This window comes from Luteitalea sp. (genome assembly GCF_044337415.1).
Taxonomy (GTDB): Bacteria; Acidobacteriota; Vicinamibacteria; order Vicinamibacterales; family Vicinamibacteraceae; genus Luteitalea.
Window position 1 is genome coordinate 1 of sequence record NZ_JBIINP010000042.1, and the last position, 23,073, is coordinate 23,073.

Consider the following 23,073-nt stretch of genomic DNA (forward strand, 5'->3'; position numbering starts at 1 on the left):
GGGGGCCAGCGGGTATCGAAGGATGCCTTGCGCGTGGCCACCTATGGCACCGTCGACGAGCTGAACTCGCAGATCGGCGTCGCGCTGGCCCACGGGCTCGTGCCGCGCCTGGCCGAGACGCTGCCCGTCATCCAGAACGAGCTGTTCCACCTCGGGTCGGACCTCTGCTTTCTCGAGGAGGACAAGGCCACGTACCGCATCCCGCAGATCGAGTCGCGCCACGTGGAGGCGCTCGAGCAGCTGATGGACGAGCTGAACGCGGTGGTCGGGCCGATCGAGAACTTCATCCTGCCCGGCGGCGCCGCCGGCGCCGCGCACCTGCACGTGGCCCGCACCGTGTGCCGCCGCGCCGAGCGCGAGGCCATCACGCTCGCGCACGGCGAACCGGTCGGCACGTTCGTGATCCCTTACCTGAATCGGCTCTCGGACGCGCTGTTCATCATGGCCCGCTACGAGAACCACCAGCGCGGCATCCCCGAGCCGCTCTGGAACAGCACCCTGTGACGCGTGGGGGTGCCCTCCCCCCTCCACGTCCCACCGAGGTAGGGCGCGGTCTCCGACCGCGCCGCTCGTCGAACCATTGAGGGATGGCGGGGTGGGACACCCCGCCCTACCCTGTGATTCCTAGAATTTCACGCTCCAGGTGATGCGCGCGTTGCGGCCCATCTCCGGCACGAGGTCCTTGACCAGACTCAGGTGGTTGCGGAACAGCTGGTCCGTGACGTTGTCGAAGCGGCCCGAGATGGTGTGCACGACGCGGCCGGCCTGGATGGAGTAGGCCCCGAACAGGCGCAGCGTCGTGAAGCCGTCGGTCGGCGTCTCCACGCCGTAGACGCGATCCTGCTCCGCGGCGCTCACCACCTGCGCGCCGAGCTGCAGCGCGTTGCGGTGGTAGCGCAGGCCGCCCGTGAAGCGCACCGGCGGGATGCGCGGCAGCGGATCGCCGCTGGCGCGCTGCTCGCCGTAGACGGTGTCGACCCCGAGTTCGAGGTGGAACCCGCCCGACAGGTCGACATCGGCGTGCGCCTCCACGCCCTGCAGGCGCGCGTCGCGGGCGATGAACTCGACGTAGGGGTACTCCTCGTACTCGCCCTCGTGCTCGTGACCGTGGTCGTGGTCGTGGTCCTCGCCATGGCCCTCGTCCGGGTAGCGCTCCTCGAACTCCTCTTCCGAGATCTCGTTGCGGAAGATGTAGTTGTCGACCGTGTTGTTGAAGTACGTGACCTCCGCCGACACGCGCGGCAGGCGCACGCGGTACGACACGTCGAGCCCGTAGGCCACCTCGGAATCGAGATCCTCGTTGCCGATCTCGAACGAGAGGTTGCCGGCGTGCTCGCCGAAGAAGTACAGCTCCTCGAGCGCCGGATTGCGCGCCGCGCGGGCAAAGCTCACCGCCAGCGTGCTCTGCTCCGACGGCCGGAACAGCGAGCCCACCGAGAACGAGACGTTGTCGAACGTCCGGGCGCGCAGGCCGCCCTCGGGCGCGTACGTCGTGTGGTCGTACCGACCGCCGAACTGCAGCGTGAGGTGCGACCAGGCGACCTCCTGGTACGAGAAGGCCGAGAACACGCGCTGCTCGACGCGCGGCGACAGCGCCTCCTCACCGATGGCCTCGAAGGCTCGTCCGTACCCGGACACGCCGACGGTGCCCGTCATGCGCCCGACAGGCGCGTGCGTGGCCCGCAGGTCGAGGTCGAGGAGGTCGTTGCTGAACTGCGTGCCGATCGCGTCGCCCTCGATCTCGTCGTGGCGGTAGCGGTGATACGCCACCGACCCGCGCACCGAGCTGAAGACCCCGTCGAGGTTCCGCGCCTCGCCGCGCCCGTTGTAGACCTGCCGGCGGGGCGTGAGCTCGATCTCGCCGCCATGCACCACGGGCACGCCGTAGCGCATGTCGTCGAGCTGCACGGCAGCGCCCAGGTAACTGTCGGCCGTGGTACGCGCCACGCCGACGCTGCCGAACACGCCACGCGACTGCGAGTTGTCGACCGGTCCCTCCGGCGTCTCGTACTCCCCGGCGCGGCGAGCCGAGGCGCCGAGGTTCAGCGCCCAGCGCCCGTTGCCCACCGTCAGGTCACCCGCACCGCTGGCCTGGCCGGCGTTGGTCGCCAGGTCCACCTGCGTGTTGCCCGTCATCCGCGACGTCGGGCGCGTCGGGATCTGGCTGTCGATCACGTTCACGAGGCCGCCGATCGCGTTGGCGCCGTACAGCAGCGTGGCGGGGCCACGCACCACCTCGACCTGCGTCGCCGCGGCGGGATTGATGGTCACGCCGTGGTCGCCGGACTGGCTGGACAGGTCGCCGGTGCGCTGGCTGTTCTGCATGATCAGCACGCGGTCGCCGTCCTGGCCGCGGATGATCGGCCGCGATGGTCCCGGGCCCAGCGAGCGCTCGGCGACGCCGGGCTCGTTGCGCAGCAGCGCACCCAGCGACCCCTCCGCCTTGATGTCGAGCTCCTGCCCCGCCAGCACCGAGGTCGGCTGGTACGACTCGAACGGATCGCGAGGCGCGGGGCCGACCGTGACGGCCTCGGCGTAGTGCAGGTCGTCCTGCAGCACGATCTCGATGGCCTCCGTCGAGGCACTCATCGTCACCTCGCGCCGGCTCGGCAGGAAACCGGGCGCGCTGGCCCGGACGTGCACCACGCCCGTGCCCGGGGCGGCGATGACGAACGCGCCCGCGTCGTCGGTGACGGCCGTCGTCCCGCGCTCCTCGACGGTGATGGTCACGCCAGGCAGCGGGGTCTTCGTCTCGCCGGCCACCACGCGGCCGCGCAGTTGGGCGGCGCCCGGCTGGGCAAGCGCGGGAGCGACGCCGAGCGTCGCGACAACGAGGAGGCCGGTCGCGCCCCGGCCGATCATGCGGCGGACGACCGCCAGGGGATGGCGCGCGGGCGGCGCGCCGACCCGCGAGTTCAGAAAGGATGTGCCAACGAGCACCATGAGCCTGTACTCCAGTTGCAGCGTGGTGACGCGGGAATGCCACGCGTCGTGACGACGGCGCACGGGCCGATCGTCGGCGCGGGCCGGCTGCGGGCCGCACGCCTCGTTCACCTTCTCGGGATGGAGGAATCGGTCGGCCGGTCGGCCGATCAGGCGCGCGCGGGCGGGGCGCGGGCGGGGAGTGCGGCGCCGGAGTCGGACCGGGGCGCCCCTTCCTGCAACTCGGCCCAGACGATGGCCGTGGAGTCGGGCGCATCGGGGCGTGCCGCGGCCTCCACCCAGCCGAAGCGGTGGGAGGACGCGGACTGGCAGTAGAGGCAGTGGCGGTCAGGCGGGGCGTCGGCCAGCGCGCCGGCGGAGATGCCGTGGTCGGTCGCGTCGTGGACAACGGTCGTGACATGCCCGTCCGCTCCGGTCGCGTGACCGGAGAGGATGAGGCCTGCGGGACCCGCCGGCGCCAGCACCAGCAGCCACGCGAGCCACAGCGCCCGGAGTCGGGTCGCCAGCGTCACTCCCATCAGACGAGCGTGACATCCCGGCCGACGGGCCGTCAAGGCGCACCGTTGCTGCGGGGGGCCGGACGGGAGGATACTGTCCGAGGAAAGTGTCCGCTCCCTCGTCCTCCACCCGGTTGCTGGCCGTGGCCGCAACCTGTGCCGTCCTCGGCACGTTGCTGCTCGCTGGCGGGCAGGGGGTGGCGGGTGCGCTCGCCATGGGCGTGGCCATCGGGATCACGGTGGTCGCCGTCCTCGCGCTGCGCCCGGGCCGGGAATCCCTGCAGACCCCGGCCGCCGGCTACGTCCACGCCTCGCTGGTGGAGGCGCTCGCGGGCGCCATCGACGCCAAGCACGACCCGTCAGGCACGCGGCTCACCCGTCGGCGGGCCTGGGCCACGCGCCTGGCGCAGGCGGTCGGTTTGTCGGCCGACGACGTCGAGGCGGTTCGAACGGCGGCCCTGCTCCTCGATATCGGACAACTGGCCGTCCCCGACCACATCCTGGCCAAGCCTGGTCCCCTGTCGGTCGAGGAATTCCACAAGATCCGCATCCACCCGCAGGTGAGCGCCGATCTCATCAGCGGCGTGCCGCTGCCCCCCCACGTCGCGGCGTTCGTGCGGTCGCACCACGAGCGCTGGGACGGCAAGGGCTACCCGGAAGGCCTGGCCAAGGACGCCATCCCCGTCGGGGCCCGTGTGCTGGCGGTCGTGGATTGCTACGACGCCCTGGTCAGCGATCGACCGTATCGCGACCGCCTCACGCGCGATGCCGCGGTGGCAGTGCTGCGCGAGGAAGCGGGCAAGTCGCTCGACGCGGCGATCGTCGAGCGGTTCATCACGCTGCTGCCGACCATCGATGCGGGCGGGCCTGCGGTGGCCACCACCGACACCTCGCTCGGCTCCATCGTGTCGGCGCGCCGCGAGGACGTCGCGCTGTTCGAGATCTCGCAGGCCATCAGCGCCGGCCTCGGCGTGGAGGGCACCGCGCAGCTGCTGGCCCAGAAGCTCCGACGGGTGATTCCCTACTCGAGCGCGGCGCTGTACCTGCACGACCCGGTGGCGCGCCTGTTCAAGGCCGCCTTCACCGAGGGGATCGAGGCCGAGATGCTCGCCACCGTGCAGGTGGGCACCGACACCGGCATGTTCGGGCAGTCGCTGCGCGAGCAGCGGGCGGTCGCCAACGGCGACCCGCAGGCCTGCATGGACGCCCGCGCGGCCGCCGCCACGCGGCTGCGGTCGTCGATCGTGTGCCCCTTGTACGGTGAGCAGAACGAGCTGGTGGGGGCGCTCGCGATCTACCACGTGACGCCCGGCTGCTACACGCAGGACGAGTGCCGGTTGCTCGAGATGGTGGCACGGCAGGCGGGCCCCGTCGTGAGCCATGCCCTGCAGCTCTCGCGGGCGCAGGCGGAGGCGCTGACCGACCCGCTCACGGGCCTGCCGAACACGCGCTTCCTGTGGATGCACCTCACGCAGGAACTCGCGCGCGCCGCGCGGCAGGCCTCGCGGCTGTCACTGCTGCTGATCGACGTCGACGACTTCAAGCTGGTCAACGACAGCGAGGGGCACCCCGTGGGCGACCTCGCGCTGCGCGAGCTGGCCACGGTGCTCCGCCAGGCGGTGCGCCCCTACGACGTGTGCGCGCGCTACGGTGGCGACGAGTTCGTGATCATGATGCCGGAGTGCGGCCGCGAAGAGGCCGAGGACCGCCTGCGGCACCTGCAGCAGCAGATCGCCGGCCACGAGATGCGCCTGCCCGATGGCCGATCGTTCACGATGACGGTGAGCATCGGCGCTGCGGTCTTCCCCCGCGACGGCGACTCGTCCGAGGCGCTGATGGCCGCAGCCGACGCCCGCATGTACCAGGACAAGCACCGCTGGCGCGAGCAGGCCGCCCGCCAGGGCGAGCCGATGCCGACGGTGCCGTGCCCACCCCTCCACAAGATGTAGGCAATTCGAAATTGGACACTTGAAGTTCCGGAGCGAGGGCCATCGGCCGCTCGCCGCCGGCGCATGCGCGTCTCCGCTGCCGCGAAAATCGTCGCGCGGCGAAGGCCGAGAGGCCGAGCCGCCGGGAATTTCGACTGTCGAATTTCGAATTGCCCCCGTCAGCGCCCCGCCCCGCGCAGGATCCCGTTGAAGAGGAACTTGAACGTGCCGTGCGGCTGCGACCGGAACGTGATCTCCGGCCCGAACAGCACGAGCGCGCCCTTGCCGACACGCGCCTCCGCGATCGCCACCCCGCCCTGCAGCCGGTCCTGGCCCCAGGCCCAGCCGCTGCGCAGCGGCGCCGGGCCGTCGAACCAGGCGATGGGCGTGAGGCCCGCGGCCGCGGCGTCGGCGGGCAGCGTGAATACCGGGCTGTTGTCGAAGTACACGTCGACGTCGCTGGCCAGCCCGTGGGCGATGGGGTGCGCAGCGTCCACCTTCACGCGCAGGATCGACCCCGGGATGTAGTACGCCTCCTCGGGGAGCGCCGCGCCCTTCGCGTCGACGAGCTTGTTGCCGATCGGCACGCCGAGGTGTCGCGCCAGCGACGTCGACCCGCCGATGGCGAGCACGGCGCCGCCGCCCTCCAGGAAGGCCTTCAGCTGTGGCAGCGTCGAGGCACCGGAGTAGGCGCCCAGGCGCGACCGATATTCCTCCGGCACCGACTCGGGGCGCGGCATCCGCGCCGAGAAACCGGAGCCCTCGGGGATCGCGCCATCGGGCAGCACGAGCACGTCGAAGCGTCCCGCCAGACCACCGGCGTCAATCTGCGGCGTGTAGACGACCTCGTACGGGAACTCGAACTGCTCGAGCACGAGCCGCAGCCACCCCGAGGGCATCGAGCCGCCGTACCGATCCCACAAGGCCAGCCGGACCGGTGAGACCGGCCGACTGCCCGCGACCGGCTCACGAGTGGTGCCTTCGAACGACACCCCGGTCACCCGCGCCACGTCCTCGAGCCGCGCCCGCGTGCGCGGCGTCGCCGGCACCCGGAAGCGACCATCGGGCAGCCACTCGATCGTCTCGCCCTGCTTCAGCAGCCGGTTGATGGCGCGGAACGCCTGGTTGCTCGTGTGCGGGAAGGCGAACGCGGCCGACGACGCCGGGCCGGTGATGCGCCCGGGCGGAATGCCCAGTTCGTCGGCGACCTGCTCGAACGGCCCGTCGAAGGCCTCGAGGATCCGGTCGGCGCGGATGCCCATCTGGAAGGCGAGTGTCCACCCGGCGCTGTCGTACGGCGGGATGGGCGGCCCGCCCGGGTACTGGAAGTCGTCGGGATGGTCCTGCGGCTCGAACATGTCCAGCACATGCGGCCTGAAGGCCTGGGCCATCTTCACCACGATCGACCCGGCCGGGTAGCTGGCGCCGCCGGCCGTGAACGGCGCGGTGGCCCGGTGCACGGTCACGCCGGCGCGGATGAGGGCGTTCGTGAAGGTGATGGCCGTCGGGAAGTCGGCCTGATCGGCCGGCAGCACGTAGCCGCGCGGATCGCGGAGCGCGGGGTCGCGCAGCACGGTGTCGAAGAGGGCGCGTGGCGCACCGCCTGCGCGCCGCGCCGCCGGGCCGGTCACCGCGCCGCCGGCGGCCTGCTGCACCTTCTGCACGCGCCGCGGATAGGTGGTCCAGGTGTCGCGCTGGCCGCGCTCGATGGCGTTCCGGCCCATGCGCCAGATGTTGAAGAGGAACTGCTCGCGGTAGCGCGAGGCCAGGTCGAGCACGGCGCGGTTGGCCGTGAGCGAGTAGTCGACGCTCTGCCGCATGTGCCAGGTCTGCGGCGTGATCGGGAACGGCAGGTCGTTGCTCGGCAGCGCCCGCTCCGGGCGGAACGGAATCTCCATCGGCGTGGGATTGCCGATGGTCTCGGTGAGCAGCCCGATCATGTTGTGGAAGTACACGGTGGTACGCAGGCCGCCGTTCCACCAGGTCGAGTAGTTCGCGCCCCGGCGCGTCGTGACGCCGGGCTTGCCCTCGGCTGCAAAGCGCGTGTGCATCGCCGCGCCGACGAGGTCGAGGCTGGTCGGGACCAGCGGGTCGTACACGTAGTTGAACGGGTCGCGGAAGGGCGGCGCGAACATCACGGTGCCGATCGGGCCCGTCTGGTGGTGGTTGTAGACGATCTGCGGGAACCACTCGCGGTAGAGCACGCGATTCATGTTGGCGGTCTCGGCCAGCGCGCTCATGTACGAATCGCGGTTGTTGTCGTGCCCGGCGTACTTCTGGTAGAGCCGCGGCAGATCGTCGAGCGACCGCTTCAGCGGATCGCGCTCGCGCAGGTACCAGTTGGCGACCAGGTCGTGGCCGTCGGGGTTGGCGTGCACCGCCAGCACGACCACGTCGTCGAGAATCCGCCGCGTCTCGGCGTCGTCGCCGCTCACGAGCTGGTGGACGGTCTCGATCAGCTGCTGCGCGCCGAGCGTCTCGTTGGCGTGCAGGCCGCCGTCGATCCACACCACGGCCTTGCCCTCGGCCGCGAGCGCGCGGGCCTCGGCGTCGGTGGCCACGTCCTCGGCACGTGCGAGCCGGCGGGCGATGTCCTTCAACCGCCCAAGCTTGCGATGGTTCTCGGGGGAGGTGATGATGGCCATCCACTGCGTGCGCCCCTCTGCGGTCTTCCCGATGTCGACGAGCGACATCCGGTCGGATTCGGCATCGAGGCGCGCCCAGTAGGCCGAGAGCTGCTCGTACGTCGCGAGTTGGTAGTCGTCGCCGATGGCGAAGCCGAACTGCTCCTTCGGCGACGTGACACGCGTGGCACTGGCCACGGCTTGCGCCTGGGCCCACGCGGGTGCGGCCATGCCGAGCAGGACCAGGGAGACGACGAGGGCACGCAACACGTGCCCGGGACGGAGCCGGAACGAGATCATGGGCATGCGAGACACTGGGCGCGGCGACTGCGCGCATGATAGCAGCCGGGGTCCGGACGTCCGCATGGCGGTCGCCGCGACGCTGCTGGCGCTGCTGGCCGCGTGTGGAGGCGGGAGCGGATCGACACCCACCACACCCACCTCGCCGACGCCGCCGGCGCAGAACGTGCCGGTGGTGTACACGCCGATTGGCGCCAGCGACGCCGCGGGTGTCGGGGCCAGCGTGCCGTGCCTGCCCCTGGCCACGAGTTGCCGCGAGAGCACGGCCTACGTCGGGCTGATCCAGCGTCGGCTGGCCGAGACCCGCACCGTCTCGTTGCTCAACCTGGCGTTGCCCGGAGGCGTGCTGAGCCCCGACATCGAGGCCATCGGCGACGAACTCGGACGCAACATCCCCGGCAACTTCCTGACAATGCTGGTGCCGTTCGTGCCACCGACCACCACGCTCGTCACGGTGTTCGCCGGCGGCAACGACACGAACACCCTGGCGCTGGCGGTGGCGGCAGGCCGGGGAGGCGCCGACCCGTCGACCTACATCGCGCAGCAGGTGCAGGGATTCGCCAGGGACTATGGCCGCCTGATCGACGCGGTCCGGTCGCGCGCGCCGGGCGCCTTCATCGTGGTCGCCAACGTGCCGAACTTCGGCGCCCTGCCGTACGTCGCAGGGCGACCCGTCGCCGAGCGTCGGATCGTGCAGGAGATCGCCGTGCGCCTCACGCGCGACGCCATCAACCCGCTGAGCAGCCGCGTCCCCGTCGTGGACCTGATGTGCGATGCGCGCAGCTACCAGCCCGGGGCCTACTCGGCCGACGGGTTCCACCCGAGTGACCAGGGCTACGCCTACCTCGCCGAGGCCTACCTCCAGGCCATCACCACGGGCACGGCCGCGGCCCCACAGGCGTCCTGCGCGGCGATGACGCTCGTCGGGTGAACGTCATCCCCTTCCTCCGGCCGGCGACGCCCGCCGACGCGACCGCGATCGCCGACGTGTGCTCGCGCGCCGCGCGCCAGGCCTATGCGCCGCTGGTGACGCCCGACTACCTCGCCCGCGTCCTGTCGCACTTCTACGGCGTCGACCGCGTGCGCCGCGAGCTTGCGCCGGCCCCCGGCTGGAGCGGATTCACAGTGGCCCAGGCGGACTGGCAGGTGGTGGGCGTGGCCGGCAGCGGGCGCTGCATGCACCGGGCCGACACCTGGGAGTTGTTCGTGCTGTACGTGTCGCCGGAGGCGCAGGGACACGGCATCGGACGGCTCCTGCTCGCGCATGCCGTCGCCGATGCGCGGCGGGCAGAGGCCACGCACGTGCAGGCCGCGGTGATGCCGGGCAACCTGCAGGCGATGCGCTTCTACGAGTCGTGCGGATTCGCATCGGCCGGCACGCGGCCGATCTATGCCCCGCACGGGGAGGAGGGCGGGCCGGAGGTGGCGCTCGTCTACGAACGGGCAATTTGAAATTCGACATTCGAAATTCCCGGCGGCTCGGCCTGCCGGCCATCGCTCGCGCGAGACATCCCGAGGGGCGATGGCGAAGCCGCGCCCCTCGAGAATTTCAAATGGCAAATTTCAAATTGCCACCGCTCTCAGTGTGCTGGCCCGAGCAACACCGCGTTGATGAACAGCAGTTCGGTGCCCTCCGTGAACGCGCGGAAGTTCGGGTCCTCGGCAAACGCGATCACGTGACCACGGCCACGCGGCTGGGCGATCACCGCCGCCTTGTTCGCCAACTGCGCCTTCGACTCCGGCCACACCAGGCCCGCGGCCACCGCGTCGTCGCCCGAGGCCCACGTGGCCACGTTGCGTCCCTTGTCGAGGGTGATGGGCGTGAACACGCGCGACCCTTCCACCATGCCGTGGAGGTCGCCGTCGGTGCCGGCCGCCAGCCAGTGCTCGCGATCGAGGTTGGCCTTGAGCAAGGCGCCCGACGTCGCGAAGGGCGGCTCGTCCTTCGGCAGCGTGGCCTTCTCGAGATCCAGCGGCTTGCCCGCCTCGCCCGCCGCCGCGCCACCGCCCCCGCCACCAGGACGCGCACCACCGCTGCCGCTGCCACCGCCGCCCCCTTCAGGCCGGCCGTCACGCAGCTCGGTCGTCGTGTCGAGCAGGTTCACGCCGTCGCGGGTCGCCCAGCGACTCGCCTCCGCGATGGTAATCAGCGTGCCGCCCGCCGACACCCAGTCCTTCAGCCGCTGCAACACCGGACCACCGAGCCCCTGCTGGTAGTTGCCCGACGGCAGCACGACGACGTCGAAGCGCGTCAGGTCGGCCATCATCAACGCGCTCACACGGACGGCCGTGACGCGCTGGCCGAACCGCCGCTCGAGCACGTACCTCGCCCAACCCGCGCTCTGCGATGAGGTCGGGGCATCCCACGCCAGCATCACGCGCGGCGCCTTGAGGGCGACGACACGGCCGCTGCCGAGCGAGATGCCGCCCTCGGTGTAGGCCGAGTCGACCGGCACGACCTCCGCATGGTGCTCCCCCGCCAGCCGCGCGATCAGGGGCGCGACGTCGGCGGCGTTCTCGGAGATGCGCACGATTGCCGTGCCAGCCGGGTACTCGCGCCCAGACAGCGTGAAGCCCTTGTCGGCGAACCGCACGCGGACGCCCGCCTTCTGCGCCGCGACGACCAGGCTGGCCGTGCCGAGGCCCCACGGCATCAGGTAGCCCACCTTCGCCGGCGGCACCGTGACGGCGGCGGGAGCCGCCACGGCGCGCGTGCGCAGCGTGGCGACCGGCCGATCGAGCGCCAGCACCTCCACGTCGTACGCCGATGGCAGGTGCCAGCCCGTGACGTCGTACATCTGGTCGGGCAGCCGCTTCTTGCGCAGGCGATCCTGTTCCTTGACGAAGGCCTCGGGCTGCGCGATGGCCGGATCGAGCAGGTTCACGAGCAGGCGCCCCGCCGGCTGCGCCGCCGGCACCACATACGTGCCTGCCGCCAGCGATCGCGTGCCGACGGTGATGGCCTCGGCGGCCTGCTGCACCTCGAAGCCCTGATCGCGCAGCAGCTGCGCGAAGCGGTGCGCGCGCGCCGGATCAGCGCCCACCGGCACCAGCCACGCGCGGGTCTTCGCCTTCTCGCCGTCGGCGATGGCGCTGCGGCGGTACTCGACGAAGTCCTTCAGCAGTTGCCGGCGGTTGGCCGCCGACGTCGCCAGCGTCGTGATCGCCGACGTGAAGTGGCGCAGCACGCCGTCGCGGTACGTGAGCAGGTCGTCGTCCGATCGCCGCCATGCCAGGCCGCGCGCCGACGCCATCTCGTACGTCATGCCGATCGACCCGTGGAAGATCGGCCACGACTCGCCGTAGCCCGGATAGAACGAGTCGTACACCTCGCGGTTGAAGTAGGCGAACCCGCGCTCGTCGAACTTCGCGGCGTTGGCCTTGCCGATCGTGTTGAACCAGCCGATCTGCTGCGGCGTGATGTACGGGTTCAGCGGGTCGGCGGGCGGCGCGAAGTAGTACGACGAGTCGCCGCTCATCTCGTGCAGGTCGACCACCACCTGCGGGAACCACTGCAGGTAGAACTTCGTGCGTCCCCGGGTCTCGGCCTGCGACTGCGCGAACCAGTCGCGGTTCATGTCGAACAGGTAGTGGTTCGAGCGGCCGCCCGGCCAGGGCTCGTTGTGCTCGGCCGAGAACGGCTCCGGATCGGGGTCCGGGCCCATCGCCTGCAGGTTCGAGGCGACGAAGCGCGCCCGGCCGTCGGGGTTCTCGAGCGGATCGATCAGCACCAGCGTCTCGCGCAGGATGGCGTCGACCTGCGCGTCGCCCTGCGCCGCCAGCAGGTGGTACGCCTCGAGCAGGGCCGCATCCACCGACGAGATCTCGTTGCCGTGGACCGCGTGCATGAGCCACACGCCGACGGGGAGCGACGCGAGCAGGCGCTCTTCCTCGCCGGCCCCGAGCCCGCGCGGATCGGCGAGGCGCTGCAGGCCCTTCTGCACCGTGTCGAGCTGCGCGATGCGGTCGGCCGACGCGATGGCGAGCACCACCAGCGGGCGGCCCTCCCACGTGCGGCCGTACTCGATGAACCGCGTGCGCGTGGGTGCGGCCTGCGCCAGCGCCTTCAGGTACGTGATCACGCCGTCCGGCGGCGTGATGCGGGCGCCCGGGTCGTGCCCGAGCACCTGGGCCAGCGTCGGGATGGCCGCGTCGTAGCGAGCGCCCGGCGCGAAGGCCATTGGGGCCTTCTCCGACTGGGCGGAAGACGACGAGGCCGCCATGCCCGAGAGCATGACGGCCAGGGATGCCGCGAGAACGGGTCTGATCACAGATAACCCTTGAGGTGGCGCTCGAGGAGCACCTTGGTGGCCTTGATGCCGTCAGGCTCGGAGAGCACGCTGCCCTCGTACTCGATGCCGATGAAGCCTCGGTACTTCGACGCGATGACGATGTCGAGCATCTTCTTGTAGTCGGTGTGCGTCTCGTTGCCCTGCGCGTCGAAGTCGTGCGTCTTCGCGCTCACGCCCTTCGCGTACGGAATCAGCTCGGAGACGCCCTTGTAGCGGTCGTACTCCTCGTCCTTGTTCACGCGGAAGTTGCCGAAGTCGGGCAGCGTGCCGACGCCCGGCATCCCCACCTGCTTCATCACGCCCGCCAGCCACTGCCCGTTGCTCGACAGCCCGCCGTGGTTCTCGACGATGACGCTGATGCCCTGCGTGGCGCCGTACTCGCCGACGCGACGGAGGCCGTCGGCGGCGAGCTTCTGCTGCTCGGCGTACTCGCCGCGGCTGGCCGCGTTGACGCGGATGGCGTGACAGCCGAGGAACTTCGCCGCGTCGATCCACGGCTTGTGGTTCTCCACCGCCTTGGCCCGCTCGGCCGCGTCGGGCGCACCGAGCATGCCCTCGCCGTCGATCATGATCAGCACGTTCTTCAGGCCGTGGCCCTCCGCACGCGTCTTCAGGTCCGACAGGTAGGCCGTGTCCTTCGCCTTGTCCTTGAAGAACTGGTTGACGTACTCGAGCCCCGTCACCCCGTACGTCTCCTTCGCCAGGCGCGGGAAGTCGAGGTTGGTGATCTGCTTGGCGAAGAGCGCCTTGTGCAGCGACCACTCGGCGAGGGAGATGGCGAAGCGTCCCTTTTCGGGGGCGGCCAGCGCGAACGACAGGTCGGAGGCGGCCATCGCCGCACCCGCGACCGAGGCGGTCCTGAGGAAATCACGACGCGTGTATGACATGAGGAAGACTCCGGATTCTGGGCTATTTCGCCACGACGCGTCGTGGCCTGTCAAAGCTATACTGCGCGCCGGGACCGCACATGTCGACGTCGCCTCCAGCGCGCGACGCGGGCCCAGCGCGCCCGGGCGCACAGAGGAACGGGCATGATCGGCACACATCTCGGGCAGTACCGGATCGACGCCCTTCTCGGGCAGGGCGGCATGGGCGCCGTCTACCTCGCGACCGACCAGATGCTCGGCCGACAGGTGGCGATCAAGGTCCTGCGCGAGGAAGCCACCAGCCAGGCGACCGCCACCGAGCGCTTCCGCGGCGAGGCCCAGATCCTGGCGCGCCTCGACCACCCCCACATCCTGCGGCTCCACGGGTTCTCGCAGGACGCCGGCGTGCTCTACATGGTCACCGAGTTCGTCAAGGGCGAGGCGCTCCAGAAGCGCCTCGAGCAGGGCGTTCCGCTGGACCTGGCGCAGGTGACCACGTGGGCCGGACATGTCCTCGACGCCCTCGACTACGCCCACCACCTCGGCGTCGTCCACCGCGACATCAAGCCGGCCAACATCCTCATCGACGAGCGCGGCCGCGCCCGCCTCCTCGACTTCGGCATCGCCCGCATCATGGGCAGCGAGGGACTGACGCAAACCGGGCACGCCGTCGGCACCCTCACGTACATGGCGCCCGAGCAGGTGCTCGACGAGACGATCGACGGACGGGCCGACATCTACGCGTTCGCCGTGGTCCTGTGCCAGATGCTGTCGGGGCGCCGTCCGTACCGCTCCACGACCACCGCCGGACTGATTCGCGAGATCGTCGAAGGGCCGGTGCCCGATCTCGCGGGCCTGCTGCCGCCACAGGCCGCCGCGTACGTGCCGGTGCTGCTGCGCGCCCTGGCGCGCCGCCCGGCCGACCGGACGCCGACCGCCGCGCTGTTGCGCCAGGAGTTGGAGGCGATTGCACGGACAGGCGTCCCCACTCCCCCGCCGCTGCCACCGCTGGCACCGACCGGCCTTCCGCCCATCACGCACGGCGTCACAGCGACGTCAGCCCCGGCCACGACGTCAGGCGCGCACGCCACGCCCACGATCACCGCGCACGCCGTGTCGATCACGGACGAGAGGGCCCTGCTGCCGCCGACGATGCCAGCCGCGGGTTCGCGTCCGGGGGCGCCGGTCCCGCCAGTGCGGCGATCGATCGCCCTCGCCTATGCCATCCCCGTGATGCTCCTGGTGGCGGCCGCCCTGACGGCCTGGGCGCTGTTCGGACGTCCCCGCCTCGTCACGCCGACCATCGTCGCGGGACCGCCCGGCGCAACGGCGACGCCGGCCGATGCGACCGACGCGCCTGCGCCGTCAGCCACCGCAGCCCCCGCCGGCGCGAACGCAGGTGCCCTTCAGTCCCCGGCGCCCCCGATTGCCGAAGCGCGGCGGGCCACGCGTCCCCCCGCCCCCGTGCCCGCTGCCCCCCGCGCAGCGACCGGCGCGCCGCCTGCTGCGATCACGCCTGCCAGCCCTGCGGAGCCGGCCCCACCGGAGCCGCTCCCTGCGGCCCCGGTCGCCTCGACCACTGCGTCTGCGGGCGTCGAGTTCACCGACCTGATCCTGATGGACCGCGTGGACGACGAGGACGAGGAGATCGACGTGACGCTGCGCCTCGACGACGAGCGCCTGGTGGCCGTCGACGAGGACGAGGTCGCCAAGCGCACCGTGGCGTATGGCGCCATCACGCGGGCGACGTACACCACGCGGAAGCCCGGCCGGTTCTCCCTTCGTCGGGCCCCGAGCCATTGGCTCACCCTGCAGGTGGGGGCGACTCCTGTCGTGCTGCGCCTCAACGGGCGATCGTACGAGCAGGTGCTGACGACGCTCGAAGGGCACGGCGTGCGCGTCGAGCGGCAACCCTAGCGAGGCAAGGCGCCACAGGTGCTCGGCGCGTGCGCGAGCTGACGGCCGCCGCGTCCGGCGGCGTAAGTCACGGGTTGCTGATTGCGTCGACGATCTCACCGGCGCCGCGCGCACGGTCGCACTACAATCGGCGTCTGTCCCACCAGGTCAGCAACGCGAACTCGTGCACATATCCAGAGGAGAACGGCACATGCCGATGAGCAGACACGGCGGTCTCCGGACCGCGTCGGCCCCCATTCGCGCCTGCGCGCTGGCGCTCGTCGCAGGGCTTGCGCTGTGTGCGTACCCGTCGGCGGCGTTGGCGCAGAACGCAGCATCGACGACGGCCCGCAAGCCGAACATCCTCGTCATCTGGGGCGACGACATCGGCACCTGGAACATCAGCCACAACAGCCGCGGGATGATGGGGTTCAAGACGCCCAACATCGATCGCATCGCCAGGGAAGGTGTGGCCTTCACCGACTACTACGGGCAGCAGAGCTGCACGGCTGGCCGTTCGGCCTTCATCGGCGGCTCGGTGCCCGTCCGTAACGGGATGACGAAGGTCGGGGTGCCTGGCGCGAAGGAAGGCTGGCAGAAGACCGACGTCACCATGGCGACCATCCTGAAGAGCCAGGGGTACACGACGGGCCAGTTCGGCAAGAACCATCAGGGGGACCGCGACGAGCACCTGCCGACGATGCACGGCTTCGACGAGTTCCTCGGCAATCTGTATCACCTCAACGCCGAGGAGGAACCGGAGAACGAGGACTACCCCCGCGACATGCGGTTGCCGAGTGGCAAGACCTTCCTGGAGCAGTACGGTCCGCGCGGCGTGCTGCATGCCTGGTCGGATGGCAAGGGCGGCCAGCGCATCGAGAACACCGGCCCGTTGACCAAGAAGCGCATGGAGACCATCGACGACGAGACCATCGCCGCGGCGAAGGACTTCATCACGCGCCAGGCCAAGGCCGGCAAGCCGTTCTTCTGCTGGTGGAACGGCACGCGCATGCACTTCCGCACCCACGTGAAGGCCGATCGGCGCCACAAGGGGAACGACGAGTACACCGACGGCATGATCGAGCACGACATGCACGTCGGTGAGCTCCTGAAGCTGATCGACGACCTCGGCCTCGCCGACAACACCATCGTGCAGTACTCCACCGACAACGGGCCGCACTACAACACGTGGCCCGACGCCGGCACGATGCCCTTCCGCAGCGAGAAGAACTCCAACTGGGAAGGCGCCTACCGCGTCCCCGCCTTCATCCGCTGGCCGGGCCGCTTCCCCGCCGGCACGACGCTCAACGGCATCGTCGCGCACGAGGACTGGCTGCCGACGTTCGCGGCGGCCGCCGGCGCGCCAGACATCAAGGAGAAGCTCCTCAAGGGTGTGGAGCTGAACGGGCGCACCTACAGGAACCACATCGACGGCTACAACCAGCTCGACTACCTGACCGGGAAGTCCGAGGAGTCGGCGCGCCACGAGTTCTTCTACGTCAACGACGACGCCCAGATCGTCGCCCTCAGGTATGACGCGTGGAAGGCCGTGCTCCTCGAGAATCGAGGCGTCGGGTTCGAGGTGTGGCGCGAGCCCTTCGTCGAGCTGCGCGTGCCGCTGCTGTTCAATCTCCGGCGCGACCCCTTCGAGCGCGCGCAGCACAACTCGAACACCTACAACGACTGGTTCCTCGACCGGGTCTACGCGCTGGCCCCGATGAGCCAGCTCGCGGGGAAGTTCCTGATGTCGATGAAGGAGTATCCGCCGAGCCAGACGGCGGGCTCGTTCAACCTGGACAAGATCCAGAAGCAGATCGAAGCCAGCCTCGGCGGGCGATAGCCGCGGTGCGGGCCGGTTGTTGCAGACGCGCCTGACATCTGCCGATATCCGCGTCGTGAAGGTCGAGTGCTACGGCGCGAGCCGGCCCCGAGACGGGGGCACGGGCAACGAGGACGCCTTCTGGATCTGGCGCCCGTCCTCGATCGTCGCGGCGCTCTGCGACGGGGCGGGCGCCGCGCAGCATTGCGCGGCGCACGTGCTCCGGCTGTTCGCGCGGCAGATCGAGGGCGGGTTGCTGCAGGTGCAGAGCTTTCCCGCCTGGGCGCACTGGGTGAGGAGCACCGATGGCGCGCTGGCCGGCGGCAGCGAGACGACGTTCGTCGGCGTGGCCGTGGTGGGCGATCGCGTGCTCGGGGCCTACACGGGCGACTCGCGCGCGTACCTCGTGAACGAGGGCGGCTGCCGCATCCTCTCCGAGCAGTCCGGCCGGCGCATCGGCACGGGCGAGGCCGAGGCCTCGCCCATCCACGAACCCCTCGACCCGCACGACACGCTCCTGTTGATGAGCGACGGCGCCTGGACGCCGCTGCCGCTCACCATCATCCACCGCACCGTGATGGCCGCGCGGATGCAGGACTTCGCCGATCTGCCGTCGATGCTCATCGACGTCGCCGGCAAACACGGCCGCGCCGACGACATGACCGTCGTCGCCCTCCGCCGACGGTGATCGACGCATCACTCGGCAGTCGGCGGTCGGCAGTCGGCAGTCAGTCGGCGGTGTGGGTCACCGCACGGGATCCTTCGGGCGCGCCGGCACCTTCACCGGCTGCTTCGCGAGCGCGTCGAGGGCCTCCTTGATGGCGCGCTCGAGCTGCGGGTCCCGCCCGGCGATGACGTCGGCGGGCACCTGCTCCACCTCGATGTCGGCCGGCACGCCCTCGTTCTCCACGACCCAGCCCTCGTCGGTGAAGATGGCGAGGTTGGGTGCGGTCACGTTGCCGCCGTCCATCAGCACCGGGTAGCCGAGGATGCCCACGAGCCCGCCCCACGTGCGCGTGCCGACGATCGGGCCGAGCGAGAACTTGCGGAACATCCACGGCAGGAGGTCGCCGCCCGACCCGGCCGTCTCGTCGGTGATCATCACCTTGGGCCCCAGGATGGCGGCGGCCGGCGTGCGAACCGGTTCGCCGTGCCGCGTGGCCCAGTAGCTCACGAGCGGCCGGCGCAGCAGGTCGATGTAGTAGTCGGCGACCTGCCCGCCGCCGTTGAAGCGTTCGTCGACGATGACGGCCTCGCGGTTGGTCTGCGGATAGAAGTAGCGCTTGAAGTACTCGTGCCCTGCGCCCGCCGTGTTGGGCACGTATACGTAGGCGACGCGGCCCTTCGTGGCCTCGGTGACCTTGCGCAGGTTGCCCTCGACCCAGTCCCGATTGCGCAGCGCTGCCTCGCTCTCGATCGGCACCACCGACACGGTGCGCGACCCGGTGCCGTCGGCGTTCGGACCGACGGTGATCTCCACGAGCGTGCCGGCCGTGTTCTCGAACGGCGCATGGACGTTGGTGGTCGGGGCGCGCAGGTCGACGCCGTTGACGGCGAGGAGGTACTCACCGGCCTTCACGTCCACGCCCGGCTCGGTGAGCGGCGAGCGGAGCGTGGGCGTCCAGTTGAGGCCGCCGTACACCTTGCGGAACCTGTAGCGGTCGCCGACGACCTCGATGTCCGCGCCGAGGAGGCCCCCGGCCACGATGCCGGGCTTGCGCCTGGCGTCGCCGCCGCCACCGTACGAGTGGCCCACGGCGAGTTCGCTGAGCATCCACTGGATGACGCGGGCGAGGTCGGTGCGGTGCGCCAGGTGCGGCAGGAACTGCGCGTACTTCTTGCGCATGGCCGGCCAGTCGCGTCCGTGGTAGTTGGTCGCGTAGAAGTAGTCGCGGTTGATGCGCCAGGCCTCGTCGAAGATCTGCGGCCACTCGGCCTGCGGATCGACCCGCACCTGCACGGCCTCGACGTTCACCTTGCCCTCGCTGCCGTCGGTCTTCTTCGACGCCGCGACGACATGGAAGGACGACCCGTTGCGGTAGAGCACCTTCTTGCCGTCGGCGGTGACCTGGTAGGCCTCGGCCGCCGGCGCGAAGGTCTCGGTCTTGCGGGTCTCGAGCGTGAACTGGTGGAGCGAGGACTTGCCGTCGATGCTGCGCAGGAGGAACAGCGTGCCGGCCTCTCCGGCCTGCAGCCCCGAGTAGTCGCCGGCGGGCACGGGGAGCGCCACGATGCGCGAGGCCAGGCCCTCGACGTCGATCACGGTGGCGGCGCCCTTCGGCGCGCCGTCCTTCGCGGCGCCCGCAGCCCCGCCGGCGTCCTTCGCCGTCGACTCGGCGGCCGACGCGGCATCCTTCGGCGCCTTCTCCTCGTCGCTCTCCTTCGCGAGCGGGGACGGCTCGCCCTTCTTCAGCACCACGAGGTAGATCGCGCTCGTGGACTGCATGTCGGCGCTCGCCTGCGAGAACCAGTCGCGCACCGGGCCGGCGTTGGTCGACGCCAGCAGGTACAGGTACTTGCCGTTGCGATCGAACACCGGCTCGGCGACGTCGCTCAGCCCGTCGCTGATCGGGTGCGACGTCTGCGTCTCGGTGGACCAGACGTGCGCGGTCTGGATCTGTGTCCGCGTGGTCGTCGTGTAGGCCAGCCACTTGCCGTCGGGCGACCAGTTGTACGTCGTGTCGGAGAAGGCGCCAGGCCGGTAGATGGGCTCGGTCGCCACCCTGGCCACGGATCCGGTCGCCACCGTGAGTACGTAGAGGCTGCGACCGTTGTCGCGGAAGGCGATGCGCGCGCCATCGGGCGACCACGTCGCACCGTCGTAGAACCCGCTGCCCGCCAGCTTCACGACCGTGGGCGCGCCCTTGCCGTCCTGCGCGCGGAGGTGCAGCGCGTACTCGCCGCCCGCATCGGAGAAGTAGGCCAGTCGCTGCCCGTCCGGCGACCAGGCCGGCGAACGCTCGTGCACGTCGGTGGTGGACGTCACGTTGCGCGGATCGCCCTTCTCGGCCGGCACGGTGACGATCTCGCCGCGGTACTCGAGGGCCACGCGCGCGCCCGACGGCGACACCGCCATGCCGCGGATCCACTCGGGCCCCTTCACGAAGCGCGGGCGCAGCTCCACGAGGTCGCTACCGATGCCGATCGCCAGCCGACGCGCCTGCCTGGCCTGTACTTCGTAGAGGTGCAGGTAGCCGGCCTGCTCGTAGAGGACCTTGCCGGCCGCGGCGGCAATGCCCAGCACGGGGAAGTCGTCGTGCGAGGTGAGGCGACTCACCTGCTTCGAGGCGGGGTCGTAGCGGTACAGGTTGAACTCGCCATCGCGATCGGACCGGAAGTAGACGGCCATGCCCATCCACACCGGGTCGGCGTCGTTGGCGCGTGACGAGGGCTGCGCGACCTTGTCGGTGGCGTGGGTCTTCGGGTCGTACAGCACGATCGTCGCGACGGACCCACCGCGATACCGCTTCCACTGCAGGAAGGCCGGGGCCAGCGGGTTGTAGGCGATGCGGCTGCCGTCGGCCGCCACGCTGGCGCGCGAGGCGTTCGGGATGGGCAGCGCCACCTCCACGCCGCCCTTGACCGGCACCGTGAACAGCTGCGTGTAGCGCGTGGTGAACACCGCGCGCGGCGAGGTGAAGAGCACCTGCGCCCCGTCGGGCGTGAAGCCCTGCACCACGTCAGGCCCGGGATGCCAGGTGAGTCGCCGCGGCAGGCCGCCGGTGACCGGCACGACGAACACGTCGACGTTGCCATCGTACTCGGCACTGAAGGCCAGCTGCGTCCCGTCTGGCGAGAACGCCGGCGCACGCTCGACGCCCTCGTCGCTCGTGAGGCGACGCACGTTCTTGCCGTCGTGGTCGGCCACGTACAGGTCGCCGGCGTACGTGAACGCGATGTGCCGCGCGCTGATCGCCGGCTGCGACAACAACCGCGTGTCGGTGGTGTCGATCGCGGCGGCCGGCAGGGCGGCCGCCAGGAAGAGGAACGAGGCCAGGCCACCGAGGCGGCGAAGGCGCGCAGGCACGGAATGGGTCATGGGCGGGGGGGCCCGCAGGTGCGGGCGACCCATTCTCGTACGAGAAGCCGGAGGGGCAAGTTCTCGTTAACCGGCCACAGGCTACCGGCGGCAGGCTACCGGCCGGCCTCAGGCAGCCTGCAGCCCGTTGCCCGTTGCCCGTCTCGTCCCCTACCTGCCCGGCAGCATCTCCATGAGTTCGTTCGTCGTCCACTGATTGCCGCGCAGCACGCCCACGACCTTGCCGTCGCGGTCGACCACGGCGGTCCTGAGGCCGTGTGCGATCTCGTTACGCTCCTTCTCGTAGGTGAGCGTGAAGAACTGCGCCCACGCGCGCACCTGCGCCGGTGTCCCCGTGAGCAGCGACCATCGGCGGAACGGGTCGCCCTCCTCGCCGGTGATGTGCTGGCGGCCGTAGGCGGCCAGCACCTCGGGCGTGTCGCGTTCGGGGTCGATCGAGATGGCCACCATCTGCACGTCGTCGCGTCGCCCCGCCTTGCGCAGTCGCGCCGCGGCCTCGTTCAGGCGCGTCATCATCAGCGGGCAGAAGTCGGGCAGCGGGCAGCGCGTGTAGATGAACGTGATCACGAGGTCGCGCCCGGCGAAGTCGCGCGCCGTCACCGTACGGCCGGCCTGGTCGCGCAGAGGCGTGGCCGGGAGCGGCGTCCCCTTCGCCGGGCCGATGCCGGCGTCGGTCGCGCTCGACGCGCCGCCGGTGGCCTGCTCGCCCGCCGCCGGCTTGCTCAGCGATACGCCCTCGATCCACGAGCGGCCCTGGTCGACGACCAGCGTGCCCGACAGGCGATCCCCCGCAGTGGCGACGCCGACGGCCCACGGTTCCTTCACCGGGAAGCTCATCGTCATGGCGTCCATGAGGCCGGGAATGGTCTCGTGGGCCACGCTGATCTGTCCGCCCTTGGCGTCGACGCCGCGGACCACCCCGGTGATCGGATACCGGCGCGCTTCGGCCGAGGACTCGTACGCCGGGGCGCCACCGCCGCAGCCGACCACCTGCAGGAGCGCGGTCGACAGCAGCAGAGATGGCAGGAGATGCTTACATGTCACTAGAGGGTCTCCGGATGGGCCGGCCTACTGCGCCGTGAAGACCAGCGCCTTCATCGGCAGCCGCATGGGTGCGAAGCCACCCTCGCGGGCCAGCCGCGCCGAGACGAGATCCACGAGGTGGCGGATGTCGGCGCCCCGTTCCTGCAACTGGATCGAGAGCGGCGAGCCGTGCAGCATGGCCATGGCGGCCGCGTGCGCCGACGGGCTGTCGCAGACGGCCTCGACGACGTCGGATCGGACGTAGCTGAAGCCGGCGCCGTGCAGCAGCGTCGTCACGAAGTCCTGATCGTGCAGGGCGAACGGCACGGTGATGAACGAGGGGGCGTCGTCCGGGAAGGCGTGTTCGACGGCCTCGTAGGTGATGCGCGGAATGGGGTTGTCGGCCAGCGATGCCCACGTGCTCAGCAGCAACGTCCCGTCTGGCGTGAGCACGCGGCGAATCTCCCGCAGGCCAACGGCCTTGTCGTCGAAGAACATCAGCCCGAACTGGCACACCACGGCGTGGAAGCTGCGGTCCGGGAACGGCAGCGACATCGCATCGGCCTGCCGGCACTCGGCGCGCGCGTCCTCGGCGACCTTGGTGCGGGCCACGTGCAGCATGCCCTCCTGCTGGTCGGTCACCATGAGCGAGGCATCGGGCGCCAGCGCCGACAGCAGGTGCCGAGACACGATCCCGGTGCCCGCCGCCACCTCGAGGACACGGGCGCTGTGCGGGGGTAACCGCGCCGCGATGTCGCGGGCGAACGACTCGAACAGCATGGGCCCGAGCCTGGTGTCGTAGTGTTCCGCGATCGCGCGGGTGAAGGCGGGTGCATCAGCCAACGC

15 protein-coding genes are annotated in these 23,073 nt (G+C 70.7%); 7 read left to right on the forward strand and 8 right to left on the reverse strand.

What is annotated here, in order from left to right; all coding sequences use genetic code 11:
* A partial coding sequence (locus ACIRDX_RS09185) for a cob(I)yrinic acid a,c-diamide adenosyltransferase (RefSeq protein WP_396625117.1) occupies positions 1 to 504 on the forward strand: 504 nt, incomplete at its 5' end.
* 120 nt (positions 505 to 624) lie between these two features.
* Here ACIRDX_RS09185 and ACIRDX_RS09190 read toward each other — a convergent pair.
* Both ACIRDX_RS09190 and ACIRDX_RS09195 read right to left on the reverse strand, forming a co-directional pair.
* Positions 625 to 3,006, reverse strand: coding sequence for a TonB-dependent receptor (locus tag ACIRDX_RS09190; protein WP_396625118.1), 2,382 nt, complete (start codon positions 3,004 to 3,006; stop codon positions 625 to 627).
* Positions 3,007 to 3,092: 86 nt separating this feature from the next.
* Positions 3,093 to 3,461, reverse strand: coding sequence for a hypothetical protein (locus ACIRDX_RS09195; RefSeq protein WP_396625119.1), 369 nt, complete (start codon positions 3,459 to 3,461; stop codon positions 3,093 to 3,095).
* A gap of 86 nt (positions 3,462 to 3,547) precedes the next feature.
* On the opposite strand from ACIRDX_RS09195, the gene ACIRDX_RS09200 reads away from it, so the two are divergent.
* The gene (locus tag ACIRDX_RS09200) at positions 3,548 to 5,389 is read left to right on the forward strand and encodes a diguanylate cyclase (RefSeq protein ID WP_396625120.1); all 1,842 of its coding nucleotides are present in this window, start codon (positions 3,548 to 3,550) and stop codon (positions 5,387 to 5,389) included.
* A 158-nt stretch (positions 5,390 to 5,547) separates the two neighbouring features.
* Here the strand turns inward: ACIRDX_RS09200 and ACIRDX_RS09205 are convergent, their stop codons facing one another.
* The gene (locus tag ACIRDX_RS09205; protein WP_396625121.1) at positions 5,548 to 8,298 is read right to left on the reverse strand and encodes a M14 metallopeptidase family protein; all 2,751 of its coding nucleotides are present in this window, start codon (positions 8,296 to 8,298) and stop codon (positions 5,548 to 5,550) included.
* A gap of 58 nt (positions 8,299 to 8,356) precedes the next feature.
* Here ACIRDX_RS09205 and ACIRDX_RS09210 point away from each other — a divergent pair, with 58 nt between their 5' ends.
* Entirely contained in the window at positions 8,357 to 9,223 is an 867-nt protein-coding gene (locus tag ACIRDX_RS09210; RefSeq protein WP_396625122.1) for an SGNH/GDSL hydrolase family protein, read from the forward strand.
* Entirely contained in the window at positions 9,220 to 9,744 is a 525-nt protein-coding gene (locus ACIRDX_RS09215) for a GNAT family N-acetyltransferase (RefSeq protein WP_396625123.1), read from the forward strand. Before ACIRDX_RS09210 ends, ACIRDX_RS09215 begins: the two co-directional genes overlap by 4 nt.
* A 128-nt stretch (positions 9,745 to 9,872) precedes the next feature.
* On the opposite strand, the gene ACIRDX_RS09220 is transcribed toward ACIRDX_RS09215, so the two are convergent.
* Together ACIRDX_RS09220 and ACIRDX_RS09225 are read right to left on the reverse strand one after the other, a co-directional pair.
* Positions 9,873 to 12,563 carry a M14 family metallopeptidase gene (locus ACIRDX_RS09220; protein WP_396625124.1) on the reverse strand — a complete coding sequence of 897 codons (2,691 nt, stop codon included), beginning with the start codon at positions 12,561 to 12,563 and terminating at the stop codon, positions 9,873 to 9,875.
* A complete protein-coding gene (locus ACIRDX_RS09225) occupies positions 12,560 to 13,471 on the reverse strand; it encodes a sugar phosphate isomerase/epimerase family protein (protein ID WP_396625125.1) in 912 nt (303 codons plus the stop codon). Before ACIRDX_RS09225 ends, ACIRDX_RS09220 begins: the two co-directional genes overlap by 4 nt.
* Positions 13,472 to 13,615: 144 nt before the next feature.
* Between ACIRDX_RS09225 and ACIRDX_RS09230 the strand changes: the two genes are divergently transcribed.
* From ACIRDX_RS09230 to ACIRDX_RS09240, 3 genes are all read left to right on the forward strand, one after another.
* On the forward strand, positions 13,616 to 15,367 hold the full coding sequence (locus tag ACIRDX_RS09230; RefSeq protein WP_396625126.1) for a protein kinase: 1,752 nt from the start codon (positions 13,616 to 13,618) through the stop codon (positions 15,365 to 15,367).
* A 196-nt stretch (positions 15,368 to 15,563) separates the two neighbouring features.
* On the forward strand, positions 15,564 to 17,186 hold the full coding sequence (locus ACIRDX_RS09235; protein WP_396625138.1) for an arylsulfatase: 1,623 nt from the start codon (positions 15,564 to 15,566) through the stop codon (positions 17,184 to 17,186).
* Positions 17,187 to 17,241: 55 nt separating this feature from the next.
* Complete coding sequence (locus tag ACIRDX_RS09240) at positions 17,242 to 17,853, forward strand: PP2C family protein-serine/threonine phosphatase (RefSeq protein WP_396625127.1); 612 nt, start codon at positions 17,242 to 17,244, stop codon at positions 17,851 to 17,853.
* A 57-nt stretch (positions 17,854 to 17,910) separates the two neighbouring features.
* Here ACIRDX_RS09240 and ACIRDX_RS09245 read toward each other — a convergent pair whose 3' ends face one another.
* The 3 genes from ACIRDX_RS09245 to ACIRDX_RS09255 form a co-directional block, all read right to left on the reverse strand.
* Entirely contained in the window at positions 17,911 to 21,204 is a 3,294-nt protein-coding gene (locus ACIRDX_RS09245) for a PDZ domain-containing protein (RefSeq protein WP_396625128.1), read from the reverse strand.
* A gap of 150 nt (positions 21,205 to 21,354) precedes the next feature.
* Positions 21,355 to 22,248 (reverse strand): SCO family protein, encoded by an 894-nt coding sequence (locus ACIRDX_RS09250; protein WP_396625129.1) that lies wholly within the window; start codon positions 22,246 to 22,248, stop codon positions 21,355 to 21,357.
* 24 nt (positions 22,249 to 22,272) lie between these two features.
* Positions 22,273 to 23,070 carry a class I SAM-dependent methyltransferase gene (locus tag ACIRDX_RS09255; RefSeq protein WP_396625130.1) on the reverse strand — a complete coding sequence of 266 codons (798 nt, stop codon included), beginning with the start codon at positions 23,068 to 23,070 and terminating at the stop codon, positions 22,273 to 22,275.
* Positions 23,071 to 23,073 lie beyond the last annotated feature (3 nt).

Bases quoted from the DNA above. Each gene is read 5' to 3' on its own strand.
- ACIRDX_RS09195 (WP_396625119.1), bottom strand. From the start codon at position 3,461: ATGGGAGTGACGCTGGCGACCCGACTCCGGGCGCTGTGGCTCGCGTGG.
- ACIRDX_RS09205 (WP_396625121.1), bottom strand. From the start codon at position 8,298: ATGCCCATGATCTCGTTCCGGCTCCGTCCCGGGCACGTGTTGCGTGCC.
- ACIRDX_RS09210 (WP_396625122.1), top strand. From the start codon at position 8,357: ATGGCGGTCGCCGCGACGCTGCTGGCGCTGCTGGCCGCGTGTGGAGGC.
- ACIRDX_RS09225 (WP_396625125.1), bottom strand. From the start codon at position 13,471: ATGTCATACACGCGTCGTGATTTCCTCAGGACCGCCTCGGTCGCGGGT.
- ACIRDX_RS09230 (WP_396625126.1), top strand. From the start codon at position 13,616: ATGATCGGCACACATCTCGGGCAGTACCGGATCGACGCCCTTCTCGGG.
- ACIRDX_RS09235 (WP_396625138.1), top strand. From the start codon at position 15,564: ATGAGCAGACACGGCGGTCTCCGGACCGCGTCGGCCCCCATTCGCGCC.
- ACIRDX_RS09245 (WP_396625128.1), bottom strand. From the start codon at position 21,204: ATGACCCATTCCGTGCCTGCGCGCCTTCGCCGCCTCGGTGGCCTGGCC.